General features: G+C 69.1%; 2 protein-coding genes. Both read left to right on the top strand.

The features are described 5' to 3' along the window. The coding region (locus tag FED44_RS35405) for a ricin-type beta-trefoil lectin domain protein (RefSeq protein ID WP_167521678.1) at nt 1-840 on the top strand (840 nt) is incomplete at its 5' end. Between the two features lie 370 nt (nt 841-1,210). Continuing rightward, nucleotides 1,211-1,597, top strand: a 387-nt coding sequence (locus tag FED44_RS35410) for a LacI family DNA-binding transcriptional regulator (RefSeq protein WP_244302533.1), incomplete at its 3' end; no start/stop codon positions are given.

Here is a 1,597-nt window from a genome sequence, read left to right on the forward strand (position 1 = left end):
AGCGCCACCGCCGCCAAGACGCAGGGCGTCTACAACATGGTGAAGGACTTCAAGGCGCGTGGCGTGCCGATCGACTGCGTGGGCCTGCAGTCGCACTTCGGCAACCCGCCGTCGAACTACCAGCAGAACATCGCGCAGTTCGCCGCGCTCGGCGTCGACGTGCAGATCACCGAGCTCGACGTCGGCGGTTCGGGCTCCACCCAGGCCGACGCCTACCGCCGCGTCGTCCAGGCCTGCACGGCCGTGCCGCGTTGCACCGGCATCACCGTGTGGGGCATCACCGACAAGTGGTCCTGGCGGAGCGGCGACACCCCGCTGCTGTTCGACGGAAACTTCAACAAGAAGCAGGCCTACACCGCCGTCCTGGACGCGCTCAACGCGGCGACCCCCAACACGAGCCCGTCGCCCTCGTCGTCGCCCACCTCTACACCGACGAACTCTCCGCCCCCCGGCGGCACGAGCTCGCTCAGGGGTGTGGCGTCGGGCCGGTGCCTGGACGTCAACGGCGCCTCGCAGACCAACGGCGCCACGGTGCTGATCTGGGACTGCAACGGCCAGAACAACCAGAAGTGGACCTCCACCAGCGCGTCCGAGCTTCGCGTCTACGGCAACAAGTGCCTGGACGTGAACGGTGCGGGCACGGCGGACGGCACCGCGGTCATCATCTGGGACTGCAACGGCCAGAACAACCAGAAGTGGCGCCTGAACTCCGACGGCACGATCACCGCCGTCGGCGCGAACAAGTGCCTGGACGTGGCGGGCAGCGGCACCGCCAACGGCACCAAGGTGCAGATCTGGTCGTGCACCGGCGCCAACAACCAGAAGTGGACCCGCGTCTGACCCCGTCCCCGGTCTGACCCACCCTGGTCCCCCACACCGGGCCCCCACCCGGGTCCCGACCACCCAGGCGTTCCCTTCCGGGAGGCGCCCCGCCGAAGCCGGTCCGTGCGAGTCTCGCGCGGGCCGGCTTCCGGCTTTCCCGGGACGGCCGGCGTCTCCCCGCCTTGCCTGTGCGTCATCGGTGACGTCGCCGGTCAGAGGGCCCATGCGAGGCACCGGCGAACACCTTTATGAAACCGGTTCAAACAGCGGGGTTGACACGTGTTGTGTTATCGCTAACATGCAGAACACCTCATCGAGAGCGGGGAACCGGCGGATGACGAAGGTCCGGCCTGGAGAGAGCCCGGCCGAGCGCCCGAGGGCGGCGGTCATGGAAGACGTCGCGGAGCTGGCGGGGGTGTCGGCGATGACGGTGTCGCGGGTGCTGAACGCTCCGGAGAAGGTGCGTCCGGAGACGCGGGAGCGGGTGCTGGCGGCGGTGCGGGAGCTGGACTACCGGCCGAATTCGGCGGCGCGGATGTTGGTGACGGGGCGGTCGGGGGTGTTGGGGGTGGTGTGTTTCGACACCACGTTGTACGGGCCGGCGTCGACGTTGTTCGGGGTAGAGCAGGCGGCGCGTGACAGTGACTATCTGGTGAGTATCGCGAGTCTGCCGGTGCTGGATCGGCGGTGGATCGGGCGGGGGGTGGATCGGCTGCGGTCGCAGTCGGTGGACGGGGTGATCGTGGTGGCGCCGCATGAGTCGGCGGCTGAGGGG

It is taken from the genome of Microbispora triticiradicis (genome assembly GCF_005864065.1).
GTDB classification, from domain to species: Bacteria; Actinomycetota; Actinomycetes; order Streptosporangiales; family Streptosporangiaceae; genus Microbispora; species Microbispora triticiradicis.